At 63.8% G+C, this 14,233-nt stretch carries 13 protein-coding genes; 11 read left to right on the top strand and 2 right to left on the bottom strand.

The window, feature by feature from the left end; genetic code table 11:
- Positions 1 to 11: 11 nt before the first annotated feature.
- The 9 genes from FG13_RS05965 (at position 12) to hmgA (ending at position 9,639) form a co-directional block, all read left to right on the top strand.
- A complete protein-coding gene (locus tag FG13_RS05965; protein WP_081922457.1) occupies positions 12 to 914 on the top strand; it encodes a VirK/YbjX family protein in 903 nt (300 codons plus the stop codon).
- A gap of 110 nt (positions 915 to 1,024) precedes the next feature.
- On the top strand, positions 1,025 to 1,999 hold the full coding sequence (gene hemB / locus FG13_RS05960) for a porphobilinogen synthase (protein ID WP_035819309.1): 975 nt from the start codon (positions 1,025 to 1,027) through the stop codon (positions 1,997 to 1,999).
- 108 nt (positions 2,000 to 2,107) lie between these two features.
- Positions 2,108 to 3,451 (top strand): MBL fold metallo-hydrolase, encoded by a 1,344-nt coding sequence (locus tag FG13_RS05955; protein WP_035819307.1) that lies wholly within the window; start codon positions 2,108 to 2,110, stop codon positions 3,449 to 3,451.
- 56 nt (positions 3,452 to 3,507) lie between these two features.
- On the top strand, positions 3,508 to 4,029 hold the full coding sequence (gene msrA / locus FG13_RS05950; RefSeq protein ID WP_035819305.1) for a peptide-methionine (S)-S-oxide reductase MsrA: 522 nt from the start codon (positions 3,508 to 3,510) through the stop codon (positions 4,027 to 4,029).
- Positions 4,030 to 4,039: 10 nt separating this feature from the next.
- Positions 4,040 to 4,858, top strand: a complete 819-nt coding sequence (locus tag FG13_RS05945; RefSeq protein ID WP_035819304.1) for a helix-turn-helix domain-containing protein — start codon at positions 4,040 to 4,042, stop codon at positions 4,856 to 4,858.
- A gap of 175 nt (positions 4,859 to 5,033) precedes the next feature.
- The gene (locus FG13_RS05940; RefSeq protein ID WP_051958618.1) at positions 5,034 to 6,371 is read left to right on the top strand and encodes an MFS transporter; all 1,338 of its coding nucleotides are present in this window, start codon (positions 5,034 to 5,036) and stop codon (positions 6,369 to 6,371) included.
- 16 nt (positions 6,372 to 6,387) lie between these two features.
- Positions 6,388 to 8,055 carry an FAD-dependent oxidoreductase gene (locus FG13_RS05935; protein ID WP_035819301.1) on the top strand — a complete coding sequence of 556 codons (1,668 nt, stop codon included), beginning with the start codon at positions 6,388 to 6,390 and terminating at the stop codon, positions 8,053 to 8,055.
- A 100-nt stretch (positions 8,056 to 8,155) separates the two neighbouring features.
- Entirely contained in the window at positions 8,156 to 8,341 is a 186-nt protein-coding gene (locus tag FG13_RS05930) for a hypothetical protein (RefSeq protein ID WP_035819296.1), read from the top strand.
- Positions 8,338 to 9,639, top strand: a complete 1,302-nt coding sequence (gene hmgA, locus FG13_RS05925) for a homogentisate 1,2-dioxygenase (protein WP_035819294.1) — start codon at positions 8,338 to 8,340, stop codon at positions 9,637 to 9,639. Before FG13_RS05930 ends, hmgA begins: the two co-directional genes overlap by 4 nt.
- Positions 9,640 to 9,668: 29 nt before the next feature.
- Here hmgA and FG13_RS31080 read toward each other — a convergent pair whose 3' ends face one another.
- Positions 9,669 to 9,791 carry a hypothetical protein gene (locus FG13_RS31080; protein WP_255206395.1) on the bottom strand — a complete coding sequence of 41 codons (123 nt, stop codon included), beginning with the start codon at positions 9,789 to 9,791 and terminating at the stop codon, positions 9,669 to 9,671.
- Between the two features lie 161 nt (positions 9,792 to 9,952).
- Between FG13_RS31080 and FG13_RS05920 the strand changes: the two genes are divergently transcribed.
- Complete coding sequence (locus tag FG13_RS05920; protein WP_035819292.1) at positions 9,953 to 12,646, top strand: polysaccharide deacetylase family protein; 2,694 nt, start codon at positions 9,953 to 9,955, stop codon at positions 12,644 to 12,646.
- Positions 12,647 to 12,648: 2 nt separating this feature from the next.
- On the top strand, positions 12,649 to 13,029 hold the full coding sequence (locus tag FG13_RS05915) for an immunity 22 family protein (RefSeq protein ID WP_035819289.1): 381 nt from the start codon (positions 12,649 to 12,651) through the stop codon (positions 13,027 to 13,029).
- Here FG13_RS05915 and FG13_RS28785 read toward each other — a convergent pair.
- Positions 13,014 to 14,231, bottom strand: a complete 1,218-nt coding sequence (locus FG13_RS28785; RefSeq protein ID WP_051958616.1) for a response regulator — start codon at positions 14,229 to 14,231, stop codon at positions 13,014 to 13,016. The two genes, FG13_RS05915 and FG13_RS28785, sit on opposite strands and share 16 nt — an antisense overlap.
- Positions 14,232 to 14,233 lie beyond the last annotated feature (2 nt).

Genomic DNA, 14,233 nt, shown 5'->3' with positions numbered 1-14,233 from the left:
GAGCCGTTTTCATGCATACTTTTACCGCCACCGGCGACAACGCCGCGCCACAGCAGGCGCCACTGCGCCAGCATGGCCACCGTATCAAGGCCGCGCTGGGCGCCATCGTTTTTCCCCTGCAGCGCGCGCGCTGGCAAGCCTTCGTCGCCAGGATGCCGGGCCTGGCGGCGCTGGCGCAAGTCCATCCCAGCCTGCTGTACAAGATTTATCGTCCCTACGCCAGCCACCAGTTCGGCTGCGCGGCGAGAGTGGACCTGCTGTGCGGGCATTACCGCTTCCTGTGGCAGGCGGGCGCGCGGCCGCTGGTGGAATATGCGGCGCGGCGCGCGCTGGTGCTGGCCGCCATCGAAGGCAAGGATGGCGCCACCTACCGCTTGCAGCTGACTGCCATCCACGACAGCCACCGCGAAGGGGAACTGTGCCTGCGCCTGACGCGCGACGGCGTGCCGCTGTACCTGGCCAGTTTCCTGTTCCATCCCCAGCCCGGCGGCGCCGTTATCCAGCTGGGCGCCTTGCAGGGCTTGCGCTCACCGGCCGGCGCGCAGGCGGTCAAGGAAGCCACGCGGGCGCTGCACGGCTGCCGGCCGAAAAACCTGATGGTGGCCGCCTTGCGCGACCTGGGCGATTTTTTCGGCTGCGTCCACCTTGACCTGGTCAGCAACGCCAACCGCATCGCGCTGAACTGGCGCCGGCGCCGGCATATCTCGTGCGATTACGACCTGGCGTGGCGCGAACTGCATGCACAGCCCACCAGCGGCGGCAATTACCGCCTGCCATGCGGCCCTTGCCGGATGCCGGAGCTGGAGCTGCTGCCGTCGAAAAAGCGGGCGGACGCGCGCCGGCGCGGCGCCATGCTGCAGCAGCTGGCGGCCGACATGCGCTGGCAAGTGGCGGCCCTGCTGCACGCGCAATGACGGGGCGGGGCGGGGTTTCTTGACCTGCGCGGCTTTTTTGCCGGGCGGCCCGGCGCAAGCGGCGCGATCGGCGTATACTTGCGGGCGTCCTTAACCTGAAGCCAGTTACCATGCCAGCACAATTCCCCACTTCGCGCATGCGCCGCCTGCGCGCGACCCCGCAACTGCGCGAGCTGTTCCGCGAAACCGAAATCAATCCGCGCGACCTGGTCCTGCCGATCTTCGTCGACGAAGGTTCCAGCGATTTCATCGACATCAAGTCCATGCCCGGCGTGCGCCGCATTCCCGAAGCGAAGCTGGCGCAGGAAGTGGAGCGCTATGCGCGCGCCGGTTTGCGCTCAGTCATGACCTTCGGCATTTCGCACCACAAGGACAGCCACGGCACGGACACGCTGAATCCGGACGGCCTGGTGGCCCGCATGTCGCGCATCATCAAGGACGCCGTGCCGGAAATGGTGGTCATGTCCGACACCTGCTTCTGCGAATACACGGACCACGGCCATTGCGGCATCCTGCATGGCGACACGGTCGACAATGACAGCACGGTGCTCAACCTGGGCAAGCAGGCCGTCATCGCGGCCCAGGCGGGCGCCGACATCATCGCGCCATCAGCCGCCATGGATGGCCAGGTGGCGGCGATCCGCAGCGCGTTAGATGCGGCCGGCTTCCACGACACGCCCGTGATGGCGTATTCGACCAAGTTCGCCTCCGGCCTGTATGGCCCGTTCCGCGACGCGGCCGGCAGCACCCTGAAGGGCGACCGCAAGACCTACCAGATGGACCCGATGAACCGCCGCGAAGCCGTGCGCGAGTCCTTGATCGACGAAGCCGAAGGCGCCGACGCGCTGATGGTCAAACCGGCCGGCGCGTATCTGGACATCATCCGCGACCTGCGCGAAGTGACGCGTTTGCCGATCGGCGCTTACCAGGTCAGCGGCGAATATGCGATGATCAAGTTCGCCGCGCAAGCGGGCGCCATCGACGAGCGCCGCGTGGTGCAGGAAACCCTAGGCGCCATCAAGCGTGCGGGCGCGGACATGATCTTTACGTATTTTGCGATGGATGTGCTGAATAATCCGTATTGAGCATTCCCGGCGTTTTTCTCACCCCGAAAGCAAATTCCGGGGTCAGACCCGGCGGGTCTGACCCCAGCATTTACGCTGTTGGGGTTCTTTCTGCATTCCCCGCCTCCCATGCCCCTGAAAATCTCCCGCATCCTGCACGCCGGCTATGTCTTCGAATGCGAAGGCACGGCCATCGCCTTCGACCCCATCGTCGAAAACCCGTTCAGCCGCAATTGCCACGCGTTTCCGCCCGTGCGCTTCGACCTCGACGCCGTGCGCCAGCTGCGCTGGGATGCCGTCTTCATCTCGCACTTCCACGACGACCACTGCTCGCTCGACAGCCTCGATGTGCTGGACCGCGCCACGCCCATCTATCTGTACTGCGTCTTCGACGAACTGTTCGCCATGTTGCGCGCGCTGGGTTTTAGCCGCGTCGAGCGGCTGCACGTGGACGTGCCGGTACAGGTGGGCAGCATCGAGGTGATCCCGCGCCGCGCGCTCGATGACGATGTCGACTCGCTGTTCCAGGTGCGCGCCGCCGGCTTGAATGTGCTCAACGTCGTCGATTCCTGGATCGGGCCGGAGACGCTCGAACAGCTGGCCGCCTTTGCGCCGTGGGACATGGTGCTGTGGCCATTTCAGACCATGCGCGAGATCGCCGTCATCGCGCCGTCGCAGGCGCAACCTGGCCCGGTCGAACTTCCCGACGACTGGGTGCCGCAGCTGCGCGCGCTGGCGCCCCGTTACCTCGTGCCCAGCTCTTGCCAGTTCGTGCAGGAAGACTGGTCCTGGTACAACCATGCGATGTTCCCGATTACCTATAGCCGCTTTGCCGATGAAATCGGCGCCGCGCTGCCCGAGGCGCACATCTTCCGCCTCGACCCATCGACGGCCGTGCTGCTCGATGCGCACGGTGTGAGCAGTGCCGAACCCTTGCCCTGGGTCATCCCCGTGGGCCCGCAAGACGTGGATTTCGACTACCGCCCCGACGCGCCGCCGCCCGTCACGGCGGACATCGCGCGCCGTTTCGCGCCATTGAGCGACGCCGATGCGGCCTTGGTGCTCGATTTCTGCCGCCACGGTTTGCTGGAACGCTACCGCGACATGGAGCTGCCCGAAGACAGCTATTTCCAGGCTCCGCGTGTGTGGCGGCTGTCGCTGTACGGCCATGACGGCGCGGCCACGATCCTGCATTACCGCACGCACGGCGACTTGATCGACCTCGTGCCGGACACGGGCGAGGCGCCGGGATGGACCACCGAGGTGCCGCTGGTGAAATGCCATGCGGCGCTGGTGCTCGGTGAATCGCTGACCTCAATGTACATGCGCATCAACGATGGTCCTTTCGACGCCGCCACGCGGGACGAACTGGACGAGGCCGACATCGTCGACGACCCACTGATCCGCTGCCTGTTCAACGATGCCATCGGCGCCTACCAGGCGGCGCAGCTCAAACGCTTGCTGGCCCGCTGAAGAAAGTCGCGCGACAGGGTAAGATAGCTGCTTCTGACTAGAACGGGAAAGACACCATGGCACAAGACAATGCACAAGGCAATGAAACCGCGATCCTGGCCGGCGGCTGCTTCTGGGGCGTGCAAGACTTGCTGCGCCGTTATCCGGGTGTGATCGCCACGCGTGTGGGCTATAGCGGCGGCGACGTGGCCAACGCCACCTACCGCAACCATGGCACGCATGCGGAAGCGATCGAGATCATTTTTGACCCGAACACCATCAGCTACCGCAAGATACTGGAATTTTTCTTCCAGATCCACGACCCCAGCACGGAAGACCGCCAGGGCAACGACCGCGGCACGAGCTACCGTTCGGCCATCTATTACACGAGCGACGAGCAAAAACGGGTGGCCGAAGACACCATCCGCGACGTCGACGCGTCCGGCCTGTGGCCCGGCAAGGTGGTGACGGAAGTGGCGCCCGCAGGTCCGTTCTGGGAAGCGGAACCCGAGCACCAGGATTATCTGCAGCGCTTGCCGCATGGCTATACCTGCCATTACATCCGGCCGGACTGGGTCTTGCCGCAGCGCGGGCAGTAAGGAAACAGATATGCGTTACTGGCGCGTCGAGCGGCGGCAGGCGGAAGGGCAGCTGGACTTCGGGCGTACCCTGGAGCTGATGGCCGCCATCGGCCATGCGGACGTGAATGCCGTCGCTGGGGCCATCCTGAAAACGGTCAGCACGGTCGCGCCGATTGCCCAGTGCACGATCTTTGCCTATGAATTCGGCAACCGGCCCCGCACGGTCGCCGTGGCTGACCGGCGCGGCGGACGTTTCCTGCAAGATATTGCCGACAGCTACGCGCGCCACTATTACGCGCTCGATGGCAACCAGCACGTGATCGCGCCGGCGCCGGGGCGAAAAACCGATCCCGCCATCGTGCTGCACCAGCAGGCCAGCGACGAGATCGACCATCCCGGCTACCGCGCCGCCTGCTATCAAAAACCGAATGTCTCGGACCGGCTATCCCTGCTGCTGCAGCCGGCCGGCGATATCTGGCTGTCCGTCAATTTCTACCGCGACAGCAGCCAGGGCAAGTTCCTGCCCGGCGAAGTGGCGGGCATCGAAACCCTGTCACCGCTGTTTGCCCATGCCGTCAAGCATCACTACAGCCTGAACGGCCAGAATACGCAAGGCGTCGCGCCCATGATGCTGGCACGGCTGCGCCAGCATTGTCCCGCCTTGAGCAAGCGCGAACTGGACGTGCTGCGCTGCGTGCTCGAAGGTCTGACGGCCGTGGAAATCGCCGAGATCATGGGCGTGCAGCCGTCCAGCGTGACGACTTACCAGAAACGCGCGTATAAACGCCTGGGTATTTCCAGCCAGCGCCAGTTGTTCGCCCTGTGCATGGCGCCAGCACCCGTCTAGTCCCTTCGGCGTAGGGATGGCTCCGCCTTCTTGACTGTTTTGGCCGCAAAACGTCCCCAAAATGGGGACAGCCGCCGGCATCGCCGTCTGCATACTGTGTTTCAAGCCGGGATCACCCGGCCGCTCTCACCCAATAAAATCAACAAGGGGAGGGCGACACCTTATGGAGACCAGCATGACCATCGCCACCACTGCGCCCGTTCCCGACGTGGCCGCCAAGCAACTGGAACAGCAGGTGATGCGCAAGGTATCGCGCCATCTGCTGGGATTTCTGTTTCTGCTGTTCGTGTTTTCCTTTCTTGACCGCATCAATATCGGCTTCGCCGGCCTGACCATGATGCAGGACCTGGGCTTGAGTGGTACCCAGTTCGGCTTTGCCACCACCCTGTTTTACATCGCCTACATCGCCTGCAGCATCCCCAGCAACATCGTGCTGGCACGCATTGGCGCGCGTAAATGGATAGGCAGCATGATGATCGCCTGGGGCCTGGCCTCGACGGCGACCCTGTTCGCCAGCGGCCCGGCCAGCCTGTATGCGCTGCGCTTTCTCGTCGGCGTGACGGAGGCGGGCTTCCTGCCCGGCATGCTGCTGTACCTGACGTACTGGTTTCCCAGCGCCTACCGGGCACGCGCCAATGCCCTGTTCATGATCGCCATGCCCGTGACGGCCGCCATCGGCTCGGCCCTGTCGGGCCTGATCCTGGGCCTGGACGGCCACTGGGGCTTGAAGGGCTGGCAATGGCTGTTCTTGCTCGAAGGCATGCCGTCCGTGTTCCTGGGCCTGGCCGTGTATGGCTACCTCGACGATGCGCCCAACAAGGCGAACTGGCTGAGCAAGCTGGAACAGCAGGTGCTGGCGCGCATGCTGGCGGCCGAGCACAAGCCTGCCGTCGTACACCTCGCGCAGCAGCAGAAGACCTCCGTGCTGGCGGAAATGCTGTCGCCCACCGTGCTGAAATTCGGCGTCGCCTATTTCTGCCTGGTCAACACCCTGGCGATGGTGGCCGTGTGGACGCCCTTGATCGTGAAAAGTTTTAATAGCAACGCCAGCAACACGCAAATTGGCTTGCTGGCCGCCATCCCGCAAGTGTGCACCGTCATCGGCATGATTGCCTGGGGCCGCCGCTCGGACCGCCTGCAGGAACGCCGCTGGCACATCGTCTGGCCCATGCTGCTGTCGGCCTTTGGTTGGCTGTTCACGGCGTATTCCGGCAACCCCGTGGTGCAACTGCTGGGCGTGTGCATGGCTTCGACGGGCGCCTATACCGCCATGTCCGTCTTCTGGACCACGCCGGACCGAGCGCTGAGCCTGGGCGCGCGCGCCATCGGCATCGCCGTCATCAACGCCACGGGCAATATCGGCTCGGCCCTGAACCCCGTCGTCGTGGGCTGGCTGAAGGACATCACGCACAGCTTTGCCACGGGCTTGCTGTATGCGAGCGTGCTGCTGGTGGCAGGCGCGGCCATCGTGCTGACCCTGCCCATCGCGCGCGGCGGCAAAGAACAATCTTGATTGAAGAGGACCCATCATGAGCGACATCTTCCACCCTTATCCCCATGTGCCGAAAGTCTATCCGCCTGGCAAACCGGCCGGTGCATCGACGCAACACGTTCCTGTCCTGATCGTCGGCGGCGGCCCCGTCGGCCTGGCTACGGCCCTGGGCCTGGCGCGCCACGGCGTGCGCTCGGTGCTGATTGAAGCGGACGATGGTGTCTGCACGGGCAGCCGCGCCATCTGCATTTCGCGGCGCAGCCTGGAAATCATCGAACGCCTGGGTGCGCTCGACGGCTTTATCCGCAAAGGCTTGCCGTGGGCGGGAGGACGCAGCTTTTACCGCGACGAGGAAGTGCTGCATTTCACGATGCCGCAAGACGCGAACCAGAAGCTGCCGCCCATGGTCAACCTGGCGCAATACCATATCGAGCAATTCCTGCTCGATGCGGCAGAACGCCAGCCGGAGCTGATCGATATCCGCTGGCAAACGCGGGTCACTGGCGTGGACCAGCGCGCCGATGGCGCCACGGTCACGGTGGCCACGCCCGATGAAACCTACCAGATCGAGACGGACTGGCTGGTGGCGGCCGATGGCGGGCGCAGCGTCGTGCGCGAAGCGCTGGGCCTGAAATTGCAGGGCACCAGCTATGAAGGGCGCTATGTGATCGTCGACATCCATCTGAAGAGCGAGCGCCCGACGGAGCGCCTTGCGTATTTCGACCCGCCGTCGAATCCCGGTTCCACCGTGCTGGTGCACAAGCAGCCCGACGATATCTGGCGTATCGACTACCAGTTGCGCGACGACGAGGATGCGCAGGCGGCCGTGCTGCTGGAAAACGTGGCGCCCCGCGTGGACAGCCTGCTGGCCATGATGGGCGAAACAGCGCCGTGGCATCCCGTATGGATCACGATTTATAAAGCCAACGCGCTGACCCTGGAAAAATACCGGCATGGCCGCGTGCTGTTCGCGGGCGATGCGGCCCATTTGGTGCCCATCTTCGGCGTGCGCGGGGCGAACTCCGGCATCGACGACGCGGACAACCTGGCCTGGAAGCTGGCGTATGTCGTCAAGGGATCGGCACCGGACAGTTTGCTGGACAGCTATTCGGACGAGCGCGTGTACGCCGCCCATGAAAACCTGCGCCACGGCACCAAAAGCACGGAATTCATGGCGCCGCCGACCTTCGCTTTCGATCTCATGCGCACGGCCGTGCTGGGCCTGGCGGGCAAGCACGCGCACGTGCGCTCCTTGATCAACCCGCGCCAGACGAGCGCCATCGCGTATGCGCAGTCTGCCCTGAACGCGCAGGATAGCGAGACGTTTGCCGCCGGCCCCGCGCCGGGCACGGTCTTGCCCGAATGCCCGCTGGTGCTGCTGCACAACGGCGGACAAAAAGCGGGGTATATTACAGATTTGCTGAAACGCGCCGATGGCGATTTCACGGGGCTGTATTTCAGCGACGATGGCGCCGTGCCAGCCGAACTGCTGGCGCTGGACGATGCATTGCCGTTGAGTACCGTGGCGATCGCCCGCGGCGGGGCGCAAGGGTGCGCCTGGGACCACACGGCGCAGGTATTCTCGCTGTTTGACGCGCAGCCTGGCAGCTATTACCTGGTGCGCCCGGATGGGCATGTGCTGGGGCGCTGGCGGCAGGTGCGGGCGGGGCAGGTGCTTGAAGCGCTGGCGAAAGTTTTAAACTGAATAAACCCAAGAGCTGAACGGCTGGGGTCGGACCCTCAGGGTCCGACCCCGGAATTGGCAAGGGGTTAAAAATGGCGAGAGCCAGAGAAGAGGCAAAAACATGACCGACATCGAACTCGATAATTTATACACCGATCTGTGCCACACCATGGGCGGCCTGGGCGAGCAGCGTTCGCCCCTGTTCCTGGCCCGCTTCGCCTTGCTGGCCATGGGCGCCATCGGCAAGGCCGACGTGGTGCAGGGCTTGCTGCGCGACGCGGCCGACGGCCTGGCGGAGCCGGCATGATCGCCGCCGGCTACCAAAGCGGCTTCGGCAACGAATTTGCCACGGAAGCCGTGCCCGGCGCCTTGCCGCAGGGGCAGAATTCGCCGCAGCAGGCGCCATTGGGCCTGTATGCGGAACAACTCTCGGGCACGGCCTTCACGGCGCCGCGCGCGCAAAACCGGCGCTCGTGGCTGTACCGCATCCGTCCCGCCAGCCAGCATCCGCCATTTACCCTGGCGGAAAATACCCGCATCGTCAGCGATTTCCACGCCATGCCCCCCACGCCGCCGAACCAGCTGCGCTGGGACCCGCTGCCGTTGCCCGACGGCGCGACGCCAACGGACTTCATCGACGGCTGGCAAACGATGGCCGGCAATGGCAGCGCTGAAACGATGAGCGGCTGCGCCATCCACGTGTACGCTGCCAACCGCTCGATGCAGCGCTTCTTTTACTCGGCCGATGGCGAATTGCTGGTCGTGCCGCAGGAGGGCAGGCTGGCGATCGCCACGGAACTGGGCTTGATCGAGCTGGCACCGCAGGAAATCGCCGTGATTCCGCGTGGCGTGCGCTTCCGCGTGACCCTGCCCGATGGCGCGGCGCGCGGCTATGTGTGTGAAAACTTCGGCACGGCCTTCCGCCTGCCGGACATGGGGCCCATCGGCTCGAACGGCCTGGCCAACAGCCGCGATTTCCTCACGCCGCACGCGGCCTACGAAGACATCGACGGCGCGTGCGAACTGCTGGCCAAGTTCGGCGGCCACCTGTGGCGCACTACTCTCGACCATTCACCGCTGGACGTGGTGGCTTGGCATGGCAATTACGCGCCCTATAAATACGATTTGCGCCGTTTTAACACCATCGGCTCGATCAGCTACGACCATCCGGACCCGTCGATCTTCCTCGTGCTGCAGGCGCCGAGCGAGAACCCGCTATTTGGCGCCATCGACTTTGCCATCTTCCCGCCGCGCTGGCTGGCCGCCGAACACACGTTCCGCCCGCCCTGGTTCCACCGCAACGTGGCCAGCGAATTCATGGGCCTGATCCACGGCGTGTACGACGCCAAGGCGGCCGGCTTCGTGCCTGGCGGTGCCAGCCTGCACAACTGCATGTCCGGCCACGGTCCCGATGCGCAGACCTTTGAGAAGGCCTCGCACAGCGACACGTCCGCGCCCGTGAAGGTGGGCGACACCATGGCCTTCATGTTCGAAACGCGCACCATCCTCAAGCCCACGCCATTCGCCTTGAACAGTGAACTGCTGCAAAACGATTATTTCGAGTGCTGGCAAGGCTTGCGCAAGCATTTCGACCCGGAGCCGTGACAGCTACACGGTTCGGCTTGCTCAAGTGATCAGTGCGGCAGGCACACGCGTCCCGCCACATTGATCACGTCGTCGCCCGCATGCGCGCGCAGTTGCAGCAACATCAGGGCCACGCCCAACATCAGCGCAGCGGCGCAGAGTTTCTTGTGCATCGTCTTTTCCGTTTTCACTATCTATGGAGGTGTTCAGCGATATTATTGCCGAAATTCATCGTGCGGGCTGAGCTTGTGCCAGGCGTGCTTTACAATTATGCATCGTGCGCATCCGCGCCATCTGAATTCTATGCATAGTATGTGAAGGGAATGACAAGCCTGTGACTTCCAAACCGATCAAGATCGCCGCCACCGTTGTCGTGGCACTCGCCGCTGGTGCCGGCATTTATAGCTACACGCGTCCCGCAGCCACCGCCACGCCCGGCGCACCCGCCTCGGGCAGCCCGGCCGCCGCGCCCCAATCGACGGTCGACACGGCCGCCGTAGCCAGCCAGTTCCGCGACTTGCTGGGCAATTTCCGCAAGATCATCGTGCTGCTGGCTGACGAGCAAAGTCTGCCGGAAGGCGCGCGCGACGAAGCCCGTAAAGTGGGGCAGGCGCTGTTCCATGAAAACCAGGAACGCATCGCCAAGCTTGATCTTGCGCTCGACCAGCTGACGGCGCCCACCAATCCGGGCCGCTTCGAGGCGCTCGACAGCCTGTTGACGTATATCGAATCCGATCCCGGCCTGTATGACGCGGACCGCCTGGCTTTTCGTGAACTGCTGCAAAGCATGCTGGCCGACGTGGCCAAGGATTCGTCCTTGCCCGCCATCAAGCTGCACAAGCGTATTTCCGAAGACCTTGATGCGCTGGGCGAGATCGAGCGCAATTACGAGAAAGAAATCCGGCAAATCTTCGGCAGCCTGGGCCAGCGCGCCATCGAACTCAAGCGCGAGCGGTGGGACGATTATGTGGCGCAGCTGAAAAAACTCTACAGCCGCGACCAGATACTCAAGGAAAATGGCATCGTCGTACCGTATGCGGTACCCCCGGCTGGTTCCGTGCCCGAAGCCAAGCCCGTGCCAAAAAAAGATGAGGCGGAAATCTTCGGCCTCGGTTTGCCGAAGAAAACCATCGTGCTGACCTTTGACGATGGTCCGCACCGCCGCTACACGGAAGAAATCAGCGCCATTTTGAAACAATATGGCGTGCCGGCCGTGTTCTTCAACGTGGGCCGGAATCTCGGTTCGCTCGATGCGGAAGGCCACGCCAAGCTGGGCGCGGGCGCGGAAGTGAGCCGCAAGCTGATGAAAGAGGGCTATGCCGTGGGCAACCACAGTTTCAGTCACGCACAATTGTCGAAACAGACGGGTGACAAGCTGAAAGGCGAAATTCTCGGCACCGACACTTTATTAAAGGCCATCAGCCCCGAGCGGGCCGCGCTGTTCCGCTTCCCGTATGGCGCGCGCAACAGCGAAGGCATGGCCGCGCTGGCCGATGCCCATCTGAAATCCGTGATGTGGAATATCGATTCGCTCGATTGGGCCGACCCCGTGCCTAGTTCCATCACGAACCGCGTGCTGGCGTCCGTCGACAAGGCGGGACGCGGCATCGTCCTGTTCCACGACATCCATGAACGCACGGTAAAAGCCTTGCCGGCCGTGCTCGACAAGCTGATCGCCGAAGGCTATCAATTCGCGGGCTGGGATGGCACCAGCTTCCAGGTGGCAAAAAGCACGGCCCCGGCGCCCGAGAAAGTGCCCGTGACCACCGGTTACGCCAATTCCTGGGCCGTGGTGATCGGCATCGACGATTACGCGAAGTGGCCGAAATTGCAATATGCGGTGCGCGACGCGCAAGGCATCCGCGAAACGCTGATTGAAAAGTTTGCGTTTGCGCCAGAGCGCGTCGTGACCCTGAAAAACGGCGAAGCGACGCGCAACAACATCCTGGCCGCCTTCCATGACAAGCTGGCCCATGGCGGCGTGCAAAAGAATGACCGCATCTTCGTCTTTTTCGCCGGCCACGGCGCCACGCGCAAGCTGAGCTCGGGACGCGACCTGGGCTACATCGTGCCCGTCGATTCCGACCCGGCGCAGTTCGCCACGGATGCGATCCCGATGACGGAAATCCAGAATATCGCGGAATCGCTGACGGCCAAGCACGCGTTCTTCGTCATGGATGCCTGCTACAGCGGCCTGGGCCTGACACGCGGCGCTGGTTCCAGCTCCTTCCTGCGCGACAACGCCAAGCGCATCGGCCGGCAAATGCTGACGGCTGGCGGCGGCGACCAGCTGGTGGCCGACGGCGGGCCGAACGGCCACTCCGTATTCACGTGGACCCTGCTGCAGGGCCTGGCGGGCAAGGGCGACCTGAACGGCGACGGCCTCATCACGGCCACGGAACTGGCGGCCTACGTGGCGCCGGCCGTGTCCAGCGTGTCGAACCAGACGCCCGCGTTCGGCAGCTTGCCTGGCTCGGAAGGGGGAGATTTCGTGTTTGAATTGCCGGGCGAGACGGAATTCCTCAGCCCGAACACGACGCAGTTGTCGACGGAAGCCATCGCCCTGAACAGCAAGCTCGATGCGAAACCGGCGGCGGCCAGCGTGACGGTGAAGGATTTGCAGGGTGGCGAACAGAAGATCGTCACGCCGGGCGCCGTGCCGAGCTCGACGCGTCAGCTGGCGCAGCGGGCCAACGACCGCGGCTTGCAGCTGTACAAGGAGAAACAGTATGCGGCGGCGGAAGCGCAATTTACGGAAGCGCTGAAACTGCGTCCCGATTTCGCGCTGGCGGCGAATAACCTGGGTTTTGTCTTCTACAAGCAGGAAAAGTTCCGCGAAGCGGCCCGCTGGTTTGAAAACACGGTCAAGATGGACCCGTCGCGCGCCATCGCCTATTTGAACCTGGGCGACGCCTATGCCAAGGCCGGCGATGCCCCCAAAGCCAAGGCCGCCTATAAAACCTATCTGGAACTGGCGCCGACGGCGGCGACGGCCCCGGCCGTGCGGCAAAAGATGGAGAAGCTGTAAGCGTGTCCGGCAGCTTGCCCATCGTCCACGTGTTTGCCTGCAGCGGCCGTTTTTCCAGCTGGGAAGCGCTGCAGGCCTACCTGTCGCCCACGTACACGGAGGATGGCGATGCCGTTCCGTCGCCGTTCTTCCTGGAAACGGGTCTCTCGCAGTACGAGCCAGCCTGCTTTGAAAGCGCCATGCTGGCCTCGCCCGTGCCGCTGGCACAGTTGCTCGATGGCGTGTCGTATGGCGACAGCTGGCTGGCGCAGGCGTGCGCGGACGCGGATGGGCAGCACTTGCTGGCTGACACGAGCGTGTGCGTGTTTGCGCCGAATCAGCTCACGCACCCGCAGCGCAGTTCGCTGCATTACGTGGGCAGCTACCATTACCGGGTGGATTGATCTTCATCCTGGCGTTCCTCATGCAATAGCTTGTTGACGGCCGCCAGCAGGCTGGTGCCCGACGTGGTGATGAAACGGGCGCCGGCCGCCTCCGCTTCCGTGCCGTAACTGGCGACCGTATCTTTGCTGCAATACACGATGATCGGGAGCGCAGGCAGCGCCTGACGCACTTCGCGCACCGTGCGCACGCCCGCATCCTTGATGCGGCGGCGGTTTTCCACCCGTGCCATGTCCGTGATGAACAGCGCGTAAGGCTTCTGTTGCAGCATGGCCAGCGCCTGCCGCGTCGATACGGCCTGGTCCACCTTGATGTTTTCCCGTTCCAGTTGTTCTACCAGCAAGGTATTGTTGCGTGGGTGGTCGTCCAGCCACAGCACCAGGCTGGCGGGTTTTTTCTCCGCCGGCATGCCGGCCAGGGCCGTGACGGCCGCGTCCCCGTCCGGCGGATGCGCCAGCAGCAGTTGCGTGACGGCTTCCTGCATGTCGTCGAGCGATTTTTGCTGCAAACGGCTCAGTTCCGTCACTTCGATTTCCTTGCCGCTCTCCAGGCGCACGGATTCGTTCTTGACCATGCTGTCGGCCCGCTTGATCATGATGGACAGGTAAATGCGCGTGAGCAGGTAGCCGATCAAAAAACCATGCACGGAAAAGAACAGCATGATGCCGCCCACGACGGCCATGGCTGTGCCCGTATCGGTGGCCAGGCTCGGTGCGATGAAGGCGGCCATGCTGCGCGCGCTGCCGGGCAGGCTTTTGAGCTCGATCAAGCCCACGCCGACGATGATTTTCGTCAGCCAGTCCGACACTTCCACCAGATTTGAATTGATTTCCATGGGCGTGGGCGTGCCCAGGAACAGGGTATTGCTGGGGTTTGCGGCCGCCGCATCGGCCCCGGCGGCCGGCGGCTCGTCCGTGGGACGGGCCTTGCCATTGGAGCGCTCGTCGGGCGGGGCTGCGTTGACGGTGCCAGATGGCAGGGTGCGCGGTATGCCGAACAAAAAGCCCAGCAGCATGCCGCTGACGCAAAATCCCAGGCTCCACAGCAGTGCCGGCACGGCGTGGAAGTAGGGCGGCAGCAGGGCGCCTGCCAGCACGGCCAGCAAACCCGCCAGCAGGATGAACAGCAGGATATACGGCAGCGCATCGCGCTTGCGCACGGCGGCGGTGTTTGTTGCCTTGCCGGTGCTATCGCCCAGGTCCATGG

It is taken from the genome of Janthinobacterium sp. RA13, from assembly GCF_000745325.1.
Lineage (GTDB): Bacteria > Pseudomonadota > Gammaproteobacteria > Burkholderiales > Burkholderiaceae_D > Janthinobacterium > Janthinobacterium rivuli.
Note: the sequence above shows the minus strand (reverse complement) of the source record. Positions and strands in the feature narration are given on the sequence as shown.

What these genes read in the sequence shown, in the direction of transcription:
- FG13_RS05930 (WP_035819296.1), top strand. Translation starts at nt 8,156, where the DNA reads ATGACCGACATCGAACTCGATAATTTATACACCGATCTGTGCCACACC.
- FG13_RS05935 (WP_035819301.1), top strand. Translation starts at nt 6,388, where the DNA reads ATGAGCGACATCTTCCACCCTTATCCCCATGTGCCGAAAGTCTATCCG.
- hmgA (WP_035819294.1), top strand. Translation starts at nt 8,338, where the DNA reads ATGATCGCCGCCGGCTACCAAAGCGGCTTCGGCAACGAATTTGCCACG.
- FG13_RS05955 (WP_035819307.1), top strand. Translation starts at nt 2,108, where the DNA reads ATGCCCCTGAAAATCTCCCGCATCCTGCACGCCGGCTATGTCTTCGAA.
- FG13_RS05940 (WP_051958618.1), top strand. Translation starts at nt 5,034, where the DNA reads ATGACCATCGCCACCACTGCGCCCGTTCCCGACGTGGCCGCCAAGCAA.
- msrA (WP_035819305.1), top strand. Translation starts at nt 3,508, where the DNA reads ATGGCACAAGACAATGCACAAGGCAATGAAACCGCGATCCTGGCCGGC.
- FG13_RS31080 (WP_255206395.1), bottom strand. Translation starts at nt 9,791, where the DNA reads ATGCACAAGAAACTCTGCGCCGCTGCGCTGATGTTGGGCGTGGCCCTG.
- FG13_RS05965 (WP_081922457.1), top strand. Translation starts at nt 12, where the DNA reads ATGCATACTTTTACCGCCACCGGCGACAACGCCGCGCCACAGCAGGCG.
- FG13_RS28785 (WP_051958616.1), bottom strand. Translation starts at nt 14,231, where the DNA reads ATGGACCTGGGCGATAGCACCGGCAAGGCAACAAACACCGCCGCCGTG.
- FG13_RS05945 (WP_035819304.1), top strand. Translation starts at nt 4,040, where the DNA reads ATGCGTTACTGGCGCGTCGAGCGGCGGCAGGCGGAAGGGCAGCTGGAC.
- hemB (WP_035819309.1), top strand. Translation starts at nt 1,025, where the DNA reads ATGCCAGCACAATTCCCCACTTCGCGCATGCGCCGCCTGCGCGCGACC.